Origin of the sequence: Mesorhizobium sp. M7A.F.Ca.US.006.04.2.1 (assembly GCF_004022915.1) — a bacterium.
Classification (GTDB): domain Bacteria; phylum Pseudomonadota; class Alphaproteobacteria; order Rhizobiales; family Rhizobiaceae; genus Mesorhizobium; species Mesorhizobium ciceri.
The window spans coordinates 1-18,140 of the sequence record NZ_RZQA01000022.1; the positions used below are offsets into that span (position 1 = coordinate 1).

Annotated in this window: 13 protein-coding genes and 1 pseudogene; 4 read left to right on the forward strand and 10 right to left on the reverse strand. The window is 62.6% G+C overall.

Annotated features, from left to right (window positions below; genetic code table 11):
- From EN925_RS02580 to EN925_RS02625, 10 genes and pseudogenes are all read right to left on the reverse strand, one after another.
- Nucleotides 1-690, reverse strand: a pseudogene (locus tag EN925_RS02580) (GTPase HflX); the annotation flags it as partial.
- A complete protein-coding gene (gene hfq, locus EN925_RS02585; RefSeq protein ID WP_006202172.1) occupies nucleotides 691-936 on the reverse strand; it encodes an RNA chaperone Hfq in 246 nt (81 codons plus the stop codon). It lies immediately after the preceding pseudogene.
- A 145-nt stretch (nucleotides 937-1,081) separates the two neighbouring features.
- On the reverse strand, nucleotides 1,082-1,945 hold the full coding sequence (locus tag EN925_RS02590) for a D-amino-acid transaminase (protein WP_127385359.1): 864 nt from the start codon (nucleotides 1,943-1,945) through the stop codon (nucleotides 1,082-1,084).
- Between the two features lie 94 nt (nucleotides 1,946-2,039).
- Nucleotides 2,040-3,401, reverse strand: a complete 1,362-nt coding sequence (locus EN925_RS02595; RefSeq protein ID WP_013531496.1) for a sigma-54 dependent transcriptional regulator — start codon at nucleotides 3,399-3,401, stop codon at nucleotides 2,040-2,042.
- Nucleotides 3,391-6,468, reverse strand: coding sequence for an ATP-binding protein (locus tag EN925_RS02600; RefSeq protein ID WP_348630314.1), 3,078 nt, complete (start codon nucleotides 6,466-6,468; stop codon nucleotides 3,391-3,393). The genes EN925_RS02595 and EN925_RS02600 overlap by 11 nt, the downstream gene beginning before the upstream one ends.
- The gene (locus EN925_RS02605; protein WP_127384590.1) at nucleotides 6,401-7,423 is read right to left on the reverse strand and encodes a Gfo/Idh/MocA family oxidoreductase; all 1,023 of its coding nucleotides are present in this window, start codon (nucleotides 7,421-7,423) and stop codon (nucleotides 6,401-6,403) included. The genes EN925_RS02600 and EN925_RS02605 overlap by 68 nt, the downstream gene beginning before the upstream one ends.
- Before the next feature lie 11 nt (nucleotides 7,424-7,434).
- Complete coding sequence (locus tag EN925_RS02610) at nucleotides 7,435-9,978, reverse strand: ATP-binding cassette domain-containing protein (protein ID WP_127368992.1); 2,544 nt, start codon at nucleotides 9,976-9,978, stop codon at nucleotides 7,435-7,437.
- Between the two features lie 116 nt (nucleotides 9,979-10,094).
- Complete coding sequence (locus tag EN925_RS02615) at nucleotides 10,095-11,114, reverse strand: sugar ABC transporter substrate-binding protein (protein WP_013530435.1); 1,020 nt, start codon at nucleotides 11,112-11,114, stop codon at nucleotides 10,095-10,097.
- A gap of 158 nt (nucleotides 11,115-11,272) precedes the next feature.
- A complete protein-coding gene (locus tag EN925_RS02620) occupies nucleotides 11,273-12,211 on the reverse strand; it encodes a threonine/serine dehydratase (RefSeq protein WP_013530436.1) in 939 nt (312 codons plus the stop codon).
- Entirely contained in the window at nucleotides 12,201-13,268 is a 1,068-nt protein-coding gene (locus tag EN925_RS02625) for a succinylglutamate desuccinylase/aspartoacylase family protein (RefSeq protein WP_127368637.1), read from the reverse strand. Before EN925_RS02625 ends, EN925_RS02620 begins: the two co-directional genes overlap by 11 nt.
- A gap of 130 nt (nucleotides 13,269-13,398) precedes the next feature.
- Between EN925_RS02625 and EN925_RS02630 the strand changes: the two genes are divergently transcribed.
- The 4 genes from EN925_RS02630 (at nucleotide 13,399) to EN925_RS02645 (ending at nucleotide 18,043) form a co-directional block, all read left to right on the forward strand.
- A complete protein-coding gene (locus EN925_RS02630) occupies nucleotides 13,399-14,184 on the forward strand; it encodes an IclR family transcriptional regulator (protein ID WP_013530438.1) in 786 nt (261 codons plus the stop codon).
- Nucleotides 14,185-14,314: 130 nt separating this feature from the next.
- Nucleotides 14,315-15,064 carry a GntR family transcriptional regulator gene (locus EN925_RS02635; protein ID WP_027160933.1) on the forward strand — a complete coding sequence of 250 codons (750 nt, stop codon included), beginning with the start codon at nucleotides 14,315-14,317 and terminating at the stop codon, nucleotides 15,062-15,064.
- A gap of 68 nt (nucleotides 15,065-15,132) precedes the next feature.
- On the forward strand, nucleotides 15,133-16,665 hold the full coding sequence (locus tag EN925_RS02640) for a putative N-acetylmannosamine-6-phosphate 2-epimerase (RefSeq protein ID WP_127368636.1): 1,533 nt from the start codon (nucleotides 15,133-15,135) through the stop codon (nucleotides 16,663-16,665).
- Between the two features lie 82 nt (nucleotides 16,666-16,747).
- Nucleotides 16,748-18,043: a sugar ABC transporter substrate-binding protein gene (locus EN925_RS02645; protein ID WP_245460931.1), complete on the forward strand. Its 1,296-nt coding sequence runs from the start codon at nucleotides 16,748-16,750 to the stop codon at nucleotides 18,041-18,043.
- Nucleotides 18,044-18,140: the final 97 nt, after the last annotated feature.

The window sequence follows — 18,140 nt, forward strand, 5'->3', positions numbered from 1 at the left end:
GAACGGCACCTTCCTGCGCTTGGCGCGGTGCAGGTCGCGCGTGCGCCGCACCGTTTCCAGCTCCTGCTTCAGCTTGATGATCTTTTCCTGCAACTGCCGCCGGTCGGATTCGATCTGTGTTTCGCCGGGGCCCCCAAGGAATCCGGCGCCGCCGCGCTGACGCTCCAAATGGGTCCAGCTGCGCACGAGGCGGCCCTTCTGGTAGTTGAGATGGGCGAGCTCGACCTGCAGCGTGCCTTCCTTGGTGCGTGCACGCTCGCCGAATATCTCGAGGATCAGCCCGGTGCGGTCCAGCACCTTGGCGTTCAGCTCTTTCTCGAGATTGCGCTGCTGCACAGGGGTCAGCGGATGGTCGACGACGACCACTTCCGCAAGTCCCTCTTTGACGATTTCCGCGAACTCGGCGACCTTGCCGCTGCCGAGCAGCGTCGCCGGGCGCGGATCGTTGACGGTCACCACCGCGGTGTGAATCAGATCAAGGTTGATGGCGCGGGCAAGGCCAACGGCCTCGTCGTGACGCGCATCAGCCGAACGCATCAGCCGCGGGCGGTTGGTCTCGTCGTCGTTGCGCTGGTGGCGGGTAAGGACGGGCACAATGACCACGGCCCGGGTCGGGCCCTTGGCCTCAGTCCCGGGGTGATGCGCTGGTTTCCCGCGAACGGTGGCGTCCGCGTCTTTCTCACGTGCCAATCAGGCGCCCTGGCTTTCCTCGCCATCGAACATCTGAACCGGCTGGCTCGGCATGATCGTGGAAATGGCGTGCTTGTAGACGAGCTGGGAGTGACCATCGCGGCGCAGCAGCACACAGAAATTGTCGAACGAAGTGACCACGCCGGTCAGCTTCACGCCGTTGATGAGGAAGATGGTGAGCGGGTTCTTGCTCTTGCGAACTGAATTCAGGAACAGGTCCTGAAGGTTTTGCGATCGTTCCGCCATTGTTCTTGTCTTTCGCCGATCCCCTTCGGTTTGCAAGCCAATGCGCCAAATTAACGGGCGCATGTCAAGCTCGCAAACACCGTCTTGTCGTCAGTAACGACAAGCAGAACGAGATATATTGATGTTCATTCCACCTGTGCGGTTATCAGGCTGGACTTTTTTCCGCAATGTCAAAAAAGGCTTGCCGCAACGAAAGTGTTATTGAGCCGGGGTGCCCATTGGCGACCGTGTCGCCATCGATGGCCACCACCGGCATGGCGATCGTCGTTGCGGAACTGATGAACGCCTCGCGTGCCGTCTTGGCCTCGGCGACGGAAAAGCCGCGCTCCTCGATCTTCAGGCCAAGCTTGGCCGCCACTTCGAACATGGTCGTGCGGGTGATGCCGCGCAGGATGCCATGCTCGGCCGGCCTGGTGACCAGGACGCCGTCCCGGGTGACGATCCAGGCATTGGACGAGCCGCCTTCTTTTACGTTGCCTTCATCGTCGACGAACCAGGCTTCCTGCGCACCGGCTTCCTTTGCCTTCTGCTTGGCCAATACATTGGGCAGCAGCCCGACGGTCTTGATGTCGACGCGGTCCCAGCGGTTCTCCGGCACGGTGATGACCGCGATGCCGGTCTCGGCTCGCTTTGCTCCGGCTGCGGGGTCGGCCTTCCTGGCGGTGACCACCAGGGCCGGCTTGGTGTCTGCGGAAGGGAAGACAAAGTCGCGGCTGGCCACGCCGCGCGTCACCTGCACGTAGACCAGGCCATTGGCGACGTGGTTGCGATTGACCACCTCACGCAGAATGAGCGGCAGCACGTGAGAGGTGACCGGCCAGGCGATCGACAATTCGGTCAGCGAACGGTTCAGCCGGGCCAGGTGGCGCGGCATGTCGACGATGAAGCCACGCGCCACTTCGCAGACCTCATAGACACCGTCGGCGAACTGATAGCCGCGATCCTCGATATGCACGGCAGCGTCGGCGTGCGTGACATAGCGCCCGTTGACATAGGCAATGCGCGGCATTGGCGACCCCTCAGAAATTCTCGGGCTTTCTTATGCGATTCCACCGCGGGCGTAACCGGCAAATGGTTGGACCACGCGCGGCGGCTGGACGCGCTCAGACGCCCAGGGACTTCAGCTTGCGATGCAGAGCGGAGCGCTCCATGCCGATGAACTCGGCGGTCTTCGAGATGTTGCCGCCGAACCGGTTGATCTGGGCGATCAGGTAGTCCTTCTCGAACTGCTCACGCGCTTCGCGCAACGGCAGCGCCATGATGTGCTGGTCGGATTGATTCGGCGTGCGCGGCATGACATCGCCGATCTCGGCCGGCAACAGATCAGCGGTGATCGGCGCATCGACGTCGTCGCCGCGCGCCAGGATCATCAGGCGCTCGACATTGTTGCGCAGCTGGCGAACGTTGCCTGGCCAGTTGTGAGCCTGCAGAACGGCCAGCGCATCGTCGCCGATACGGCGCGGCTTGATGCCGGCCTGGCGGGCGATCTGCTTCATGAAGTTGTCGACGAGGTAGGGAATATCCTCTCGCCGCTCGGCCAGTCCCGGGACGATGACCGGAACCACCGCCAGGCGATGGTAAAGATCCTCGCGGAAACGACCGTCGGCAATCATCGCTTCGAGGTTCTGCGAGGTCGAGGAGATGATGCGGACATCGACCTTGACCCGCTTGGTTCCCCCTACCCGCTCGAACTGTTGTTCGACCAGCACGCGCAGGATCTTGTTCTGCGTCTCGCGCGGCATGTCGGCCACCTCGTCGATGTAGAGGATGCCGCGATGGGCCTCCTCGAGCGCGCCGACCTTGCGCTCGACGCCATTCGATTCGGTGCCGAACAGTTCGATCTCCATACGCTCGGGCGTGATGTTGGCGGCGCTCAGCGTCACGAAAGGCGCGCCCTTGCGCGCCGACAGCGTGTGGATGGCGCGCGCGGCCAGTTCCTTGCCCGAGCCAGACGGGCCGATGATCATCACGCGGCTGTTGGTCGGCGCGACGCGTTCGATGGTCTGACGCAACTGGCTCATCGCCGACGACATGCCGATCAGATCGAAGGTTTCGCCGCTGCGCAGCTTGAGGTCGGAAACCTCGCGCCGCAATTTCGAGGTCTCGAGCGCACGCTCGGCAATAAGGATCAGCCTGTCGGCCTTGAACGGTTTTTCGATGAAGTCATAGGCGCCGCGACGGATGGCGGAGACCGCCGTTTCGATGTTGCCGTGGCCGGAAATCATCACCACCGGCAAGGTCGGATGCATGGTCTTGATCTCGTCGAGCAGCGCCAGCCCGTCCAGGCGCGAGCCCTGCAGCCAGATATCGAGGAAAATCAGCCGCGGCGCGCGATCAGCTATAGCAGCGAGCGCGCTGTCGGCATCGAATGCCGTGCGGGTTTCGTGACCTTCGTCGCTCAGTATGCCCGCGACGAGTTCACGGATGTCTTCCTCGTCATCGACGATGAGAATATCAGACGCCATTACCGACCTTTTCAGTTTCTCTTTCGTTTTCCGCCCTGCTTTCGCCGCGCGGAGCCGTTGCGGCCGCAGGCGGCAGGATGATGCTGATCATCGCGCCGCGCCCATCGTGGAAGTCCGCAGGAGCATCGTGTAGTTCCAGCCTGCCACCATGGTCCTCCACGATCTTCTTGACGATAGCGAGGCCAAGTCCGGTGCCCTTCTCGCGTGTGGTCATGTAGGGCTCGAGCAGCCGTTGGCGATTCTCGCGCGGCAGGCCTTTGCCATTGTCGATGACGTCGATTCGAATCACACCATTCTGGCGCCCGGCCTGAATCCGGATTATGCCGTGCGAACCGTCCTTCTGTTCCAATCCGTCGATGGCTTCGGCAGCGTTCTTGATCACATTGCCGAAAGCCTGCGCCATCAGCCGGCTGTCGAACGTGCCCTTCAGCGGCTCGCTGCCGAAGATCCGCTCGAAAGTGATGTCGGCGCGGCTGACCTCGACCAGGAACGAGGCCTCGCGCAGCGATTCGCGCAGATCTATGGCCTTCATCTCGGGCTTCGGCATGCGCGCGAAAGCCGAGAATTCGTCGACCATGCGGCCGATATCCTCGACCTGCCGGATGATGGTGTCGGTGCACTGGTCGAAAACCTCGCGGTCCTCGGTAATCACCTTGCCATAGCGGCGCTTGATGCGTTCGGCCGAGAGCTGGATCGGCGTCAGCGGGTTCTTGATCTCGTGGGCGATACGCCGCGCCACATCCGCCCAAGCCGACGAGCGCTGCGCCTGGACCAGGTCGGTGATGTCGTCAACCGTCACGACATAGGACTTTTCCTCCGAGCCGTCATCGCCGGCCTCGATGGTGATCTGAACGTTGAAGGTCCGCTCGGCGCCGGCGCGGTAGAAGGTCACCTGCTCGCGATAGACGGGTTTGCCGGACTTGCGGCCGATTTCGAAGACGCGGCCGACATGCGGCAGCACGGCGGAAAGGTTCTGCCCAAGGGCTGCGCTGGCGGATATGGCCAGCATCGCTTCGGCCGAGCGATTGACGATGGTAACGATGCCGTAGGGATCGACGCCGATGACGCCGGCGGTAACGCCGGCAAGCACGGCTTCGGAGAAGCGTCGCCTCTCGTCGATCAGGTCCTTGGCCGACAGGATCTCGTTGCGCTGCGATTTCAGTTCGAGAAGCATCTTGTTGAACGTATCGCCGAGCGAGGCGACATCGCCGTCCGAGGGCCTGACCGGAACCGCGACGTCGAGATTGCCGGTCGCCACTTCGTCGGCGGCGCCGATGAGCTGGCGAATGGGCCGCACCAGACGGTCGGCGACCGCAATGCCGGTCCAGATCGCGGACAGGATGATGATCAGCGTCAGCGACAGATAGGGCAGCGCGAAGGCCACCTGCGAGGTACGGCGGTTGTCTTCCAGCCCCCGATATTCGTCGGTGTTGGACCTGACGATCTGGCGTGCCTTGATGACCTCGGGATCGACGAGGCGAATGGTATAGAGATAGAGCCCTTCGATCTCGCGCAGCTTGACGATGGCGCCCATGATGTTGCGCGTTTTCGGCTCGATCAGCACCGGCTTGCCGTCGGCAGCGCTGGCCACGGCGCCTTCCGGCGGCTCAGGCATGGCAAAATCCGTGTCGGTCTTGGCGCTCATGACGAAAGAGCCGTCAGGTTTGATCAGCGCCGCATGAGCCAGCGAACGGCCCACGGCTTCCTTGTTCATCAGGTCGAGAAAGCCGGTACGATCAAGGCCGTAGAGTGTGCGTGACGCATCGAGATCATAGGCCATGGACAGTGTCGTACCCTGCAGGTTGCGGGCATTTTCCTGAACATAGGCGTCGGCGATCGACAGCGACGAATTGACGATCGTCTTGGTGCGGATCTCGAACCAGCGGTCGAGGCCGATGTCGAGCGTGATCGACGCGATGATGGCCACCATGATGGCCGGAATGGCGGCAACCAGGGCGAACATGGCGACAATGCGCACATGCAGCCGCGAAGCGGCCTTGCCATGCCGGCGCGCCATCAGGATGCGGTGCACCTCACGCCCGACCAGCGCGATAAGAATCAGGACGAAAGCCGCGTTGAGGGCAATCAACGCCAGCGTCGTCGACTCGTTCGGTGTGATCGGCGTGGCGCCAACGAGGATGGTGAACGAGATCGCCGCCGTCATCAGCGCGCCGACGACCGCGCCCCACACCGTTCCCCTGCCGCCGAAAATACTGGTGCCGCCAAGTACGGCCGCGGCGATCGCGTCCAGAAGCAGCGAGGTCCCGCCGATGTTGGGCGTCACGACCGGCACCCGGCTGATCATGATCACGGCTGTCAGGAAGACGAAGATACTGGAGGCGCAATAGACGAGGATCGTGTGTTTCGTCACCGGGATGCCGGCAAGTTCCGCGGCTCCGGCATCCGACCCGAGCGCATAGGTACGCAGCCCGAAACGGCTGTGCCGCATCAGGATTGCTGCTACGGCGACGATCAGCAGCGTTGCGAAAATGACATTGGGAATGCCGAAGCTGCGTTCGATGCCGACCGCGCGAAGCGTCGGATCCTTCAGCATCAGGACGCCTTTGGAGGCAACGGCAAGCGTTGCGCCCTGCAGCGCGACCATTGTGGCCAATGTCGTCACGAAGGGCGGTATCTTCAACAGTGCGATAACGGCGCCGTTCGCGAGGCCGATCACCACCATCACGGCAAAGCCGACGAGCAAGGCAAGCGGCAGGCTGGCGCCGCCGTCGATCAGGCTGGCGATGAAGACGGCACAGAAGGCGACGCCGACGCCGGCGGACAGGTCGATGCCTGCCGTCAGCAGAACGATCAGGGCGCCAAGCGCCAGTATGGCGATCGGGGTCGCCTGGGCGACGATGTTGATGAGGCTGGCGGTTGAAACGATGCGGGCGTCGATGAGCGCGAAGATCGCCAGCAGGATGACCAGCAGGATCAACGGCGAGAGGTCGAGAAAGCGCCTGCACCAAATGTTCTGTTGGCGGGTCATGAGGGTTCTCTCATCGGATGTGCCAATCTTCGACCGGTTCGCGCAGGCCTGATTTGACGCTGCGCAGGATTGCATCATTGACGGCGACGGCGCGCAGGGCGTCGTCGAGCGGCATCACGAAAGGGGTTTCGTCGCGAACCGCGGAAATGAAATGGTGGACCTCCTCGAAGAGATCCCCCGTGATGCGGCCATTGACGGTCGGCCAGTGCAAGGCGTCGGGCTGCGACCACTGTCCATGCGATAGGATACGTAGACCGTGGTCGCGCACGTCGAGATCGATCATGCCTTCGGTGCCGATGATTTCCGTGCGTGCCCAGATGCCGGTCGGAATGGTCGGTGGCAGCGTCCAGCCGAAGTAGAGCTGTCCGCTCATTCCGTTCGACAGCTCGACGGTGGAGAAGATCGCATCTTCGGATCGAACCCCGAGCGAAGGCATGAGCTTGGCGACCGGACGGGAGTAGACGGCGATGATGTCCGAACCCGAGATCCATTGCAGCGCATCCACGTCATGCACGCCGAGGTAGAAGCAGACGCTCGAATTTCCGTTCATGCGAAGACCGACTTCGCGATTGGTGAACCGGCCGCTGCTGCCGTGGATCGGCTCGCCGATCCGCCCGGATTTCACCGCTGCCGCGGCTTCGCAATAGCGCGGGTCGAACCGCAGGATGTGGCCGACCAACAGACGCGCGCCGTTTCTCTCCGCCGCTTTCGCAATCGCCTTGGCAGCGGAAAGATCATGAGCCATCGGTTTTTCGAGCAGCACCGGCTTGCCGGCATCGAGCAGAGTGCGGCAGACGTCTTCATGCAGCGTATCGGGTGCCGCCACTATGTAGGCGTCGACGGCATTGGCAGTCAGCGCGGCGGCGGCATCGGTGAAATGCCGGACGCCGAAATCGGACGCGGCCTTGCTTCCCGAGGCAGCGTTCGGATCAACGAATGCCGACAGTTCCGCGACAGGGCTGGCGGCAACCACCTGCGCATGCAGGAGGCCCATGTAGCCGGCACCGACGATGGCGATCTTCAACTTGCTCAAAGGGTTTCTCCTCACAGGCATGGTGCAAGGTTGGATGCTGGCCGGGGTGAGCAGGCTGGTGGTGTGATCGTGCGATCACCAAAGGCCAGCGTCATTACGTCTTCTTCCGTCGCCCCACGCGCCAGCGTGCCGACAGAGTGGCCTTCGCGCATGACGACGATGCGGTCGGCCACGCCGAGAACCTCGGGCAACTCGCTCGACACCATGAGGATCGCCGCGCCTTCGGCCTTCAATCTTGCGATCAGGTGATGGAGTTCGGACTTAGCGCCGACGTCGACGCCGCGCGTTGGCTCGTCGAACAGGATGATCTTCGGCTTGGTGGCAAGCCATTTGCCGATGACGACCTTCTGCTGATTGCCGCCCGAAAGTTCGATGGTCATCTTGTCGGGCTGGGCCGGCCGCACGCCGAGTGAGCCGATGAGATCGCGCGCGAGAGCCAGGATGCGGCGAGGTCTGAGCAGGCCGAAGTGACTGTTGTCGCGAATCCAGGCGAGGGACAGGTTATCCCTGATCGACATCGTGCCGACGAAGCCTTCCAGATGCCGATCTTCCGGTATGTAGACGATGCCGGCGCGATTGGCGGCCTTGGTGTCGCCGCCGGTCTGCTGCCCGCCGAAAATTCTGAGCGTGCCGCCATGCATGGGATCGAGGCCGGCAATCAGCCTGAGCACTTCGGAGCGGCCGCTGCCCATCAGGCCGGCGAGCGCGACGATTTCGCCCCTGCACACGCTGAGCGTGGCCGACTTCAAGAGCTTGCCATCGGAAATGTTGCTGATCTCGACCGCGGTTTCGCCGACTTGCGCTTCGAGATAGGGGAAGATGTCGCCGACATCGCGCCCGACCATCATGGCGACGATCTCGGCCTCGCTGGTCTGGCTGGTCTGGCGCTCGCCGATGAAGCGTCCGTCACGCAGAACGACGACGCGGTCGCACTGGCTGAAGATCTCTTCCATCTTGTGCGAGATGTAGAGGATGCCGGCGCCGCGAGCTCTCAGCCTGTCGATCAGGTCGTAGAGCTGGTCGCGCTCGCGGTTGGAGAGCGCGCTGGTCGGCTCGTCCATGATGAAGAACCAGGCATCGGACAGAACGGCACGGGCAATTTCCACCATCTGCCGGTGCCCGACGGAAAGCGTTCGCAGCTCCGCGGCAATGTCGATATCGAGCGACAGCTCGTCCATGATGGCCTTCGCATCGCGCCGCATCCGGGCCCGGTCGAGAAATCCCAGGCGGGTGTGCGGTTCGCGGCCGATGAAGAGATTCTCCGCCACCGTCAGGTCCGGCGAAAGGCTGAAATGCTGATGGATGACGCTGATGCCCTTGGCATCGCTGGGGGAGTGGAACTGGACGGCGTTGCCGTCGATGACGATCTCACCCTCGTCCGGGCGATGCAGACCAGAAATGCACTTCACCAGTGTCGATTTCCCGGCCCCGTTCTCGCCGGCAAGTCCCACCACCTCGCCAGCCGAGACGGCAAAGCTGACACCGTCGAGTGCCTTGACGCCCGGAAAAGACTTGCCAAGCCCGCGCAAGGCGATGCTGTGTTTGCCGACCGATGTTGCGGCGGTGTTGCGGGGCGACGGGGTGGACTTGCGGCCACCGGTCTTGAACAAGGCGGCGACACTCTCCGGCTGGCTGGTGAGAACGGCCACCAGAATGAGGCTCGCGGTCACGAAATAGATCAGGATCTGCGGCACCTGCAGGAAGGACAGGCCGGTGTTGATGACGCCCAGCAGCAGCGCCCCGATCGCCGTTCCCCAGATCGAGCCCTGGCCGCCGGAGAGTTTCGTGCCGCCGATGATCGCGGCTGTGATGGCTGTAAATTCAAGGCCGGTGCCGGCAAGCGGCTGTGCCGAACCAAGGCGGCCGATGGTGAGGATCGCGCCGAGCCCGGCTGTCGCACCGGCAATCAGGTAGACGGAGATGCGCACGAGGTCGACGGGAACCAGAGAGGCCCGCGCCGCCCCCGCATTGCCGCCGATCGCATAGATCCAACGCCCGTATACCGTTCGATTGAGCACGAACCACCAGAGGCCCAGGCAGATGGCGGCGATGATGACGGAGACCGGCAGCAGGCCGATTGTCTCGCGTCCGGCGAAAAGCAGGACCGGATCGGCGACCGCGATGCTGGATGCGCCGGAGAGACTGAGCGCCAGGCCGCGCGCGAACGCCATGGTGGCGAGCGTTGCGATGAAGGGAGAGATGCCGGCAAAGCCGATCAGCGCTCCATTGAGCAGACCTATCGCGGCACCGCCACCGATCGCGGCGAGAAGGCTCAGGCTCGCCGAGCCGGTTGCCGTATAGGCAAGACCCGCGGCGATGCCGGAACAGGCGAGGTTGCTGCCGACGGAAATATCGATGCCGCGCGCGATGATCACGGCCGTCATGGCAAAGGAGATGAGGGCGATGACCGCACTCTGCTGCGCGATGCTGACAAGGTTGCCGGTCGACAGAAAGCGCGGATCGATCCAGCCGAAGACGGCGATGGCGACCAGCAGCACCGCGATGAGAACCGGTTCGTTGCGCCGTAGTAACGGAGAGGTCCAGGACTGGAACATGGGTCGGTCCTCTTATCGAGCATCATGCGCGGTCACCACGGAAGCGGCGACGGCGATCGTCAGGAAAAGGGGACGCCGGATGACATGTCATCCGGCGCTTGAGCCGCTTTAGGCTGTTACTTTGCCAGGGTCATGGCGGTCGCCGGAACCTTGGGACCGAGTTGCTCGGTATAGTTCTTGGCTTCCACCGCCTCCTTGTCGGTGTTGATGTATTCGAAGGTGAGGCCATCCGCCTTGAGCTTCGCCGCCGTCGCATCCGAGGTCACGAAATAGGTCGGCATGTAGAGATCCTGCGGCAGCTTTTCGCCGTTGGCCAGGCGAGCGGCAACGGCGATGTTCCAGTAGCCGACACGATAGGCGCCGGTCAGCACGTCCATCACCATCTTGCCGTCGTCGATCAGCGGCTTCATCTCGGCGTCGCCGTCATAGCCGCCGTAGAGCAGCTGGGTTCCCATCGAACTGGCAACGGAATCGGCTGCCAGGCAAAGGCTGTCGGAGATGCAGCCGATGGCCTTCAGGTCCGGATAGGTGGTGAGCCATGTCTGGGCGGCATTCGTTGCCTTGGCTGCGTCCCAGCCGGTCGGCTCGATGCCGACGACCTTGATGTCCGGAAACTCCTTTTTCAGGGTTTCGACAAAGCCTTTTTCGCGCGTGTCGGACACGAAGTTGCCACGCGAACCGACGAGCAGGGCGACTTCGCCCTTGCCGCCAAGCGACTTGCCGAGCGCGCGGGCAACCATCGACATGTTGTCGTAGTCCGGATAGAGCGTCGAATAGTTCGAGCCTGCCTCGACCTTGTTGCCCATGGTGATCACCGGAATGCCGGCGGCGGTGGCTTTCTGGATCACCGGAATGACCGCGTTCTTGTCGATCGGATCGATCAGGATCGCGCTGACGCCCTGATTGATGAAATTCTCGATGATGCTGACCTGTTTTTCCAGGCTACCCTCGGCACTCTGCCAGGTGGATTTCACCCCATAGTCGGCGGCAGCCACGTCGCCGGCTTCCTTCATGCGGACAAAGAAGGAGTTCTGCAAGTCGATTGCCGCAAGTCCAAGAACCTTTTCCGCGGCAAGCGAGGGCGTTGCGATGGCGAGTGCAAGCAGAGCAATGGATGCTTTCAGGGAAATGCGCATGTTTCAGTTCTCCTCTTGTTGCGACAGGACGATTCTTCGCCTCTTTTTCATGTCCCGCACGACGACCGTCCCAGCGACAGGCATTCCGGCGGTATTCCGCGGCACTCGTGCCGTATCCATGTCGGGCCGCGTCTTGCGTGGACCGGCCTTTCTCGACCTCAGCCGTTCAGGCCTTCGACACCGGCGCCGCAGACAAGCCCGGCGATGCGGGCGCCGCGCGGTGGCTTGAAAGCTCCGCTCATCAACGCGGCCAGCGATGCCGCGCCGCTGAGGTCGGCGGCGATGCCGAATTCGAACCAGAGCAATTCAGCGGCTTTCTGCATGTCCGCATCCTCGACAAGGACGATGTCGTCGACGTGCTTGGCGACGATCTCGTAGATACTTTCGTCCGTGCGGCCGCAGGCCATGGTCGCCACCTTCGTCGTTATCTCGGGCAAGCGAACGACACGGCCGGCAGTCAGGGAGGCGTGAAGGGTCGGTGAACCGGTCGGCTCGACACCAACGATCCTGGCGTCGGGTTTGACGTGCTTCAGGACTTCGGACATGCCACTGATGAGGCCGCCTCCGCCGATCGCGACGATGTAGATGTCGGCATCGGGAATCTGGTCGACCATCTCCAGCGCCACGGTTCCCTGGCCGGACACGATCTGCGCATCGGCGAAGGGATGCATGTAGAAGGCGCCGCGCGCTTTTGCCTCGGCCAATGCAGCCTCATGCGCTTCATCCCAGACCTTGCCTTCGAAGCGAACGTCAGCGCCCCATTTGCGCAGCTTTTCCGCCTTCAGCGGGCTTGCATTGTTCGGCAGGTAGATGGTGGCGGGAGCGCCGGCCCGGGCAGCCACATAGGCGGTGGCCAGGCCGTGATTGCCGCCGGATGCGGCGACCAGTCCGTTTTCGATCCGGCCCGGCTCGAGCGTTTTCACCCGGTTCGTGGCGCCCCGGATCTTGAAGGAGCCGCTCACCTGGAGGCATTCGAGTTTCAAATAGACATCATTTTGGAGGTTCGCGCCCGTGGCATGGTCGAGCTTGACGACCGGGGTGCGCCGTATGAAGGGGGCAATGCGCCGGGCAGCCGCCATGATGTCTTCATGGCTCATCGGTCAGTGCCTCCGGATATTCGTTGGCCAGCACGAAACAGCAATTCCCCGGGCGCACGCGGCCGGGTTGACGCTTGGCGAAAACGATGCCGTCGATGGGGTGAAGGAGATCGATGGGCGCGCGCGACGGCGTGTGGAGGAAGTGAATGCGTCCGGCAAGGTCGCCTTTGCTGACGGCACTGCCGAGCGGGCTCAAGGGTTCGAAGACACCGTCCTCCTCGGAAAGCAGATAGCCTTCGCTTCCGGGCACCTTGAGCACGCGTGCGTTGGCGCCAGGGGCAATGTCAGGCGCGCCCTTCAGGACGCCTGCATGTTTCAGCACATTGCGGATGCCCCTGCGGCAGATGGCCAACGCATCCGGACTGACAAGGCCGCCGCCGGCCATCTCGCTGCCGATGACGATCAGCCCCTGGTGATTGGCGGACGCGGTCGAGGTCCGGGTTTCACCGAGATTGTCGACCATGACAACGGTCGGCGCCCCGAAGGCGAGCGTCGCCTTGATGTTCTTGCGATGCCCCTGCGCGGTCGGGGAGGGCTCGATGATCGCGCTCGGCAGGATCATCAGGGACGAACCGCCGGAGTGGAGATCCAGGAAATAGTCGGCCTTCGGAAACAGGATGTCATGCACATAGGCCGCTATCTGGCTTGTCAGCGTGCCGTTGAAATCGCCTGGAAAACTGCGGTTGAAATTCAACCCGTCGATCGGGGAGGTGCGGGTGCCGGCCTCGACGGCCCGAATGTTGATGGCCGGAATCGCGATGATGCGACCGGCTATATCCCGTGGTTCGATCTCGCGCAGAAGCTCGCCGAGCGCGATCGGCCCCTCATATTCGTCGCCATGGTTGCCGCCCTCGATCAGGACCGTCGGACCGTCGCCGTTCTTGATGACGGCGAGCGGAACGCGGACCGTGCCCCAGGCATCGTCGTGCGGCGATTGAGGCACATGGAAGAAGCCGATCTGCTTGCCCTCGCGATCGAAATCGACCGACGTGTAAACACTGTTGTTCCGGGGCGTGATGGTCGCGCGGACAGTGTTTGCTGGTCTCTGTACGGTCATTGGTCGGCCTCGAAATTCATTGTCCCCGTCATCATGACAGTTTTATATATGGTGTCAAGTTTGGATATAAAACCAATGGCAATTCCGATTTCTTGTCTCTATCGTGCGTGGACCACCGGGGATTCTTCGAATGGCAGATGACGCAAAAGAGAGTGGCAAACCGACCTATTCGGCCCCGGCGCTGACGAAGGGTCTGGATGTCCTGGAGCTGCTGGCGGAGGCGCGGGCGCCCTTGACGATGAAGGAGATCGCGGAAGGCCTCGGTCGTTCGAAGAATGAGATTTTCCGGATGCTGATCGCGCTCCAGGAGCGTCAATATATCGAGCGCAACGCCGAGACCGACGCCTATTCGTTGACCGACAAGCTTTTCAAGCTGGGGCTGCACACGCCGAGCGCTCAGGATCTCATGTCCGCCGCAATGCCCGAGCTGACGCGGATTGCCGGGGACTCAAATCAGTCGCCGCACCTGGTCGTCTTCAATCATGGCTTGACCGTCGTGACCGCGGCCGTTCCCGGCGGCGAGGACATGGCGTTCACGCTGCGCCTCGGCTACGGCCGCCTGGCCACCGACGCGACCTCCGGCCATGTGATCCTTGCCTTCCAGCCGCCAAAGGTCGCGACGCGGATGATCGACGAATGTGCGGCACATTCGCCGGCGCCGCTGGATCGAGAGGCGCTGGAAAAGCAGCTTCGTACCATCCGCGCGGACGGTTACTGGATGCGCGAGAGCCGTGATTTCGTCGGCATCACCGATATCTGCTGTCCGGTCATCGGACCGGACGGCAGCGCCGTCGCCTCCATTATCGTCGCCTATATCAATCGCCATACGCGTGAAAGCCGCCATGCCTTTACTCTGGAGGTCCTGCGTGCTGCCTGCGATCGCATCTCCATGAAGCTGTCACCGCGGGTTCGCTGAGGGGTCGTGGTGCGCTGACGGCGCAGACGAGGCACCGCCCGCGGGACGTTTGCACCGGATTGATAATACCAGTATGGGTCCAGTCAGGAATGTTTTGATCCTGGGTGCTTCTCGCGCGGGAGGAAGAGCAATGACAACCGTGAACCTGATCGGGCTTGTCAGTCGGGAGATGGAAGCGACAGCCTCCGATGTGCCGCTTTACCGACGGTTGAAATCGGCGATCGAGGCAGCGATCCGTTCCAACGCTTTGAAGGCCGGCGCGGTTCTGCCGGGCGAGCGGGTTCTGGCGGAAGCCCTGTCGATCTCGCGTGTCACTGTGAGAAAAGCTCTGGCGTTGCTCGAAGAGGAAGGGCAGCTCAATCGCCGGCATGGTTCCAAAACCGAGATCGGGTCGCGGGTCGAAAAATCGCTTTCGACGCTGACGAGCTTTTCGGAGGACATTCTGGCGCGCGGCCTGAAGCCTGGATGCCTATGGCTTTCCAAACAGATAAGCCGTCCATCGCCAGCCGAAATGATGGCTTTGGGTATTGCCGCAAACACCAATGTAATCCGCATGCGCCGCGTGCGGACGGCCGATGGCGCGCCGATCGCCGTCGAGGTCTCGGCCGTGCCGGTTCGCTTCCTTCCTTCGCCCGAGATGGTTCAGGACTCCCTCTATGAAGCGCTAGATGCACGCGGCTTCCTGCCTCAGAGGGCAATCCAGCGCATGCGCTCGCGCGGCGCATCGCTGGAGGATGCAAGACACCTTCATTGCGAGATGGGCGCACCGCTGCTGATGACCGAGCGCCGCTGCTTTCTCGCCGACGGACAGATCGTGGAATACTGCGAGACACGCTACAAGGGAGACGTCTACGACTTCGTCTTCGAGCTGCAAAGATAATACCAGTTATGAACTGGTTGTAATCTGGTATTTTCCATTTATCGTGATGGCGACAGGGGAGTGCCGACGTGCAGCGGGAAGACATCGCCAACAGTCTCATCGTGTCCTGCCAGCCGGTTCCCGGCGGCCCGATGGACAGTGCGCAATTCGTGACGGGCTTTGCCAGGGCCGCTCTTGAAGCCGGAGCCAAGGCCCTGCGCATCGAATCCGTGCCCTATGTCGCGGCCGCCCGCCTGGCCGTCCGCGAGCCGATCATCGGTATCGTCAAGCGCGATCTGACCGACAGCCCCGTGCGCATCACGCCCTATCTGGCCGATGTCGAGGCGCTGGCCGAGGCGGGCGCCGATATCATCGCTTTCGATGCGACGGACCGTGTCCGTCCCATTCCTGTCGAAGCGCTTGTGAAAGCCGTCAAGGCCAGGAACAAGCTGACCATGGCCGATTGCTCTTGCCTTGACGATGCGCGCCGGGCCCTTGCCGCGGGGGTCGATTTCGTCGGCACGACGCTTTCCGGCTATGTCGGCGGGCCGGAGCCGGAGGATCCGGACATTGCCCTCATCGCTCAAATGCGAACCCTGAGCCCCTACGTCATCGCCGAAGGGCGTATCCGGTCGCCGGAGCAGGCGGCCGCCGCCGCGCGCGCCGGCGCCTGTGCCGTGGTTGTCGGATCGGCGATCACCCGTACCGAGCACGTCACCTCGTGGTTCCACCAGGCGATTTCCGGGGCCTATGCGGCAAGGGGCACGCAAACCGTGCTTGGCCCAACCGTGCTGGGCATCGACATCGGGGGAACCAAGACCATGGCCGCGCTGGTCAGCGGCGGCAAGGTGGTCGAGGACATGATCGTGCCTACCGCGCGAGAGGCTGGACCCGACGCCTGGCTGGCATCCCTTGCGCAAAGCACGTCAGCCTGGTCAAGCCGCTTCAGTCGTATCGGTATTGCGGTGACGGGGCTGGTGCACGATGGACGCTGGTCGGCGTTGAATCCGGCGACGCTTGGCATTCCCGACGGCTACCCGCTGGTCGAAAGGGCATCCGCTGTTTTCGGCAAGCCCGTCTGTGCGTTCAACGATGCCCAGGCAGCCGCCTGGGGCGAATACAAATTCGGCGCCGGGCAAGGTTGCGACATCGTCTTTCTGACCATCTCGACCGGAATTGGCGGCGGCATCGTTTGCAACGGCCGATTGCTGTCCGGTCTTGCCGGTCACTTCGGTCTGATCCGTGGTTTGTCTGCAGACCAGGCCCCACTCGAAGACAGCACCTCCGGCCGCTGGATCGCTTCGCAGGCCCTCAAAGCCGGCTTCAAGGCCGATGCCGCCGATGTGTTCGGGCGTGCGCTGAAGGGCGAGGCCTGGGCCGACGCCATCGTCTCGCGGAGCGCCTCGCGGGTCGCGACGCTGTGCCGGGACATTCAGATGATGTTCGATCCGAAATCGATCGTCATCGGCGGCAGCATCGGTCTTGCCGATGGCTATCTCGACCGGGTGCGCGCGCATCTGGGCGAGGTTCCACCGCGCCTTTCCTCCAATCTCGTTGCGGCGAAGCTCGCGGGCCACGCCGGCGTCATCGGTGTTGCCGATCTTGCCGAATGGGCAAGGTAGCGGCGCCGCCGGTCATGCCATGCAAAAATCATCAAAAAAGAAGGGAACGATCATGAAATTGAGCAGGACGTCTTTTGCGCTTATGGCCACCCTCCTCGCGGGGACAGCTTTGCCGACCTTTGCCAACGCAACCGTGACCGTGCTCGGCTGGCCTGGCGGGTCCGAGGAAACCGCACTGCGGGCAACCGTGGAAACCTATAACAAGCAGGCAAGCGATGCCGACAAGGTGGAGCTGCTGTTCTTCAACCGGGAAGGCTTTTACGACAAGCTGCAGGCTGACATGGCGGCCGGATCCAGTGCCTTCGACGTGAACCTCGTCGCCACCTACTCGCTCGGTCGCTACGCGCCCTATATGGAGCCGGTCGATCTTGGCACGGACGCGGTCAAGGTTTTCGGCGAATCCGTTCTCAAGACGATGCAGTTCGACGGCAAGCAATACGGCGTGCCGACAGACCTTTCGTTGCACTTCATGTACTACCGCAAGGATCTCATCGACGCCTTGATCGGGGATGACGCCGCCAAGAAGACCTATGGTGAAATCGCCCAGAAATATCTCGGCAAGCCGCTGCAGCCGAAAGACCCGGACAGCTGGACCTGGGACGACTGGGCGGCCACCGCCCTCTATTTCACCAAGCAGGTGAACCCCGACAGCCCGGTGCGTTATGGCACGGTCCTGCAGATGAAGAACCTGCTGTTCAACATGATGGTCTTCCAGTCCCTGCCGCGCTCCTACGGCGGCGACTGGATGAACAAGGACGGCAATGTCACGGTGGATTCCGATGCCTACAAGACAGGCCTCGAACTCTACAAGAAACTCTATGATGCCGGTTCTTCGCCCAAGGATTCGCTGAGCTACGAATATGCGGAAACCAACGCGGCCTTCGCATCCGGCCAGGCCGCGACGGCGCTGCAGTGGAATGCCGCGGCGGCGGATCTGACCAGCACCGAAAAATCCCCGGCCGTCGCCGAGGTGACCGGGATCGTCGCGCCACCGGCAGGTTCCGACGGACGCGCCGATCATATCCACGGCCTTGGTTTGGGCCTTAACAAGAACGCCAAGAACAAGGAAGGCGCCGTCAAGTTCCTGAAGTGGCTCGCCACCGAGGATGCGGCCTTGCTCTATGCGCGCAGCGGCGGTTCGCCGGCATTATCTCCCGATGTCGTCGCCAAGGTTGCGAAGGAACGTCCCGACCTCGTCAAGCTCGGCGAATTCGCCAGCAAGTACGGCTATGTCATGACCGGAGCGACGTCCGCGAGTGCGCTCCCGGTCTATGAACTGCAGGCAAAGGAGTTCACCGGCTACTGGTCCGGCCAGCAGAGCCTCGAGGATGCGCTCGCCCACACCAAGGCGGGCATGCAGGACCTTCTCAAGAAATGAACCATTTGCCGGACGCCGGGTCGAGGCTCGGTGTCCGGCGCGTTTGGCGGATCGACATGGCCCTTGTGACACGTGCCGAAGGCAGGATGTATCTGAC

Bases quoted from the DNA above. Each gene is read 5' to 3' on its own strand.
- hfq (WP_006202172.1), bottom strand. From the start codon at position 936: ATGGCGGAACGATCGCAAAACCTTCAGGACCTGTTCCTGAATTCAGTT.
- EN925_RS02590 (WP_127385359.1), bottom strand. From the start codon at position 1,945: ATGCCGCGCATTGCCTATGTCAACGGGCGCTATGTCACGCACGCCGAC.
- EN925_RS02595 (WP_013531496.1), bottom strand. From the start codon at position 3,401: ATGGCGTCTGATATTCTCATCGTCGATGACGAGGAAGACATCCGTGAA.
- EN925_RS02600 (WP_348630314.1), bottom strand. From the start codon at position 6,468: ATGATGCAATCCTGCGCAGCGTCAAATCAGGCCTGCGCGAACCGGTCG.
- EN925_RS02610 (WP_127368992.1), bottom strand. From the start codon at position 9,978: ATGTTCCAGTCCTGGACCTCTCCGTTACTACGGCGCAACGAACCGGTT.
- EN925_RS02615 (WP_013530435.1), bottom strand. From the start codon at position 11,114: ATGCGCATTTCCCTGAAAGCATCCATTGCTCTGCTTGCACTCGCCATC.
- EN925_RS02620 (WP_013530436.1), bottom strand. From the start codon at position 12,211: ATGAGCCATGAAGACATCATGGCGGCTGCCCGGCGCATTGCCCCCTTC.
- EN925_RS02625 (WP_127368637.1), bottom strand. From the start codon at position 13,268: ATGACCGTACAGAGACCAGCAAACACTGTCCGCGCGACCATCACGCCC.
- EN925_RS02630 (WP_013530438.1), top strand. From the start codon at position 13,399: ATGGCAGATGACGCAAAAGAGAGTGGCAAACCGACCTATTCGGCCCCG.
- EN925_RS02635 (WP_027160933.1), top strand. From the start codon at position 14,315: ATGACAACCGTGAACCTGATCGGGCTTGTCAGTCGGGAGATGGAAGCG.
- EN925_RS02645 (WP_245460931.1), top strand. From the start codon at position 16,748: ATGGCCACCCTCCTCGCGGGGACAGCTTTGCCGACCTTTGCCAACGCA.